The following is a 1546-nucleotide window of genomic DNA, read 5'->3' as shown; positions in this document are numbered from 1 at the left end:
GGGGAAGGGCGCGGGCTGTGGTCAGCCCTTGTCCTCCGCCGCCTCTTCCGCTTCCTCCTCCGCCAGGGCCGCGTCCAGGCGCGCCCTGGCGCCGTCCAGCCAGCGGCGGCAGACCTTCGCCAGCGCCTCGCCCCGCTCCCACAGGGCCAGCGACTCCTCCAGCGTCGTGCCGCCCGCCTCCAGCCGGCGCACCACGTCGATCAGCTCGTCCCGCGCCTGCTCATAGCCCAGCGCGTCGGTCCCGCCCGCGTCCGTTGTCGTCGTCGCCATGGCCCACAGCCTAGGCGGGCGGTGTGACAGCGGGCGGCGGCACGGCCCGCACCGCGAACTCGCCTTCCGCGACCCGCGCCCTCAGCTCCTCGTCCGGCCCGACCTCCGCCGCCGCGCGCACGACCCGGCCGTCCCCGTGCTGGAGCACCGCGTAGCCGCGGCGCAGCGTCGCCGCCGGGGACAGGGCCACCACGCGCGCGTGGGTGTGCGTCAGCTCGGACGCCGCGCGGTCCAGCAGATGGCCCAGCGTGCGGCGGCCGCGCGCGGCGAGCGCGTCGATCTGCTCGGCGCGCTCGTCCACCATCCGGTGCGGGTGCTCCATGCAGGGGCGCGCCCGCGCGGCCGCCAGACCCCGCTCCTCGCGGTCCAGCAGCGACTCGACGCAGCGCAGCGCCCGGTCGCGCAGGTGCCGGACGCGGGTGAGCTCCTCGCCCACGTCCGGGACGACCCGCTTCGCCGCGTCCGTGGGCGTGGACGCGCGCAGGTCGGCCACCAGGTCGAGGAGCGGGGTGTCCGGCTCGTGGCCGATCGCCGACACGACGGGGGTGCGGCAGGCGGCCACGGTGCGGACGAGCTGTTCGTCCGAGAAGGGGAGGAGGTCCTCGACGCTGCCGCCGCCGCGCGCGACGACGATCACGTCCACGTCCGGGTGGGCGTCCAGCTCCTGGACGGCCTCGATGACGCCCGGCACGGCGTGCACGCCCTGGACGGGGACGTTGCGCACCTCGAAGCGGACGGCGGGCCAGCGGTGGCGGGCGTTCTCCAGCACGTCGCGCTCGGCGGCGGAGGCGCGGCCGCAGACGAGGCCGATGAGCTGGGGGAGGAACGGCAGCGCGCGCTTGCGCTCGGCGGCGAACAGGCCCTCGGCGGCCAGGGACTTCTTGAGCTGCTCCAGGCGGGCGAGGAGCTCGCCGACCCCGACGGGCCGGATCTCGGCGGCGCGGAGGGAGAGCTGGCCGCGGGGGGCGTACCACTCGGGCTTGGCGTGCACGACGACGCGGGCGCCCTCGGAGACGACGTCGGCGACGCGGTCGAAGACGGCGCGGTAGCAGGTGACGGAGAGGGAGATGTCGTGGGAGGGGTCGCGGAGGGTCAGGAACACGACGCCGGCGCCGGGGCGGCGGGAGAGCTGGGTGATCTGTCCTTCGACCCAGACGGCGCCGAGCCGGTCGATCCACCCGCCGATGAGGCGGGACACCTCCCCGACGGGGAGGGGCGCGTCGGGTGACGTTTGGGCGGCCATGCGGTTGAGCGTAGCGGTGGGGGGTGGCAGGGG

General features: G+C 76.5%; 2 protein-coding genes. Both read right to left on the bottom strand.

Translation table 11 applies throughout. The features are described 5' to 3' along the window. Window positions 1–21 precede the first annotated feature (21 nt). Complete coding sequence (locus K6I33_RS34920) at window positions 22–270, bottom strand: exodeoxyribonuclease VII small subunit (protein WP_229358810.1); 249 nt, start codon at window positions 268–270, stop codon at window positions 22–24. Window positions 271–280: 10 nt separating this feature from the next. Next, window positions 281–1513 carry an exodeoxyribonuclease VII large subunit gene (xseA, locus tag K6I33_RS34915; protein ID WP_229358809.1) on the bottom strand — a complete coding sequence of 411 codons (1233 nt, stop codon included), beginning with the start codon at window positions 1511–1513 and terminating at the stop codon, window positions 281–283. Window positions 1514–1546 lie beyond the last annotated feature (33 nt).

Source organism: Streptomyces sp. UNOB3_S3, assembly GCF_020740895.1.
In the GTDB taxonomy this organism is placed as follows: domain Bacteria; phylum Actinomycetota; class Actinomycetes; order Streptomycetales; family Streptomycetaceae; genus Streptomyces.
The sequence above is the reverse complement of the archived record's forward strand: the minus strand, read 5'-3'. Positions and strand labels throughout refer to the sequence as shown.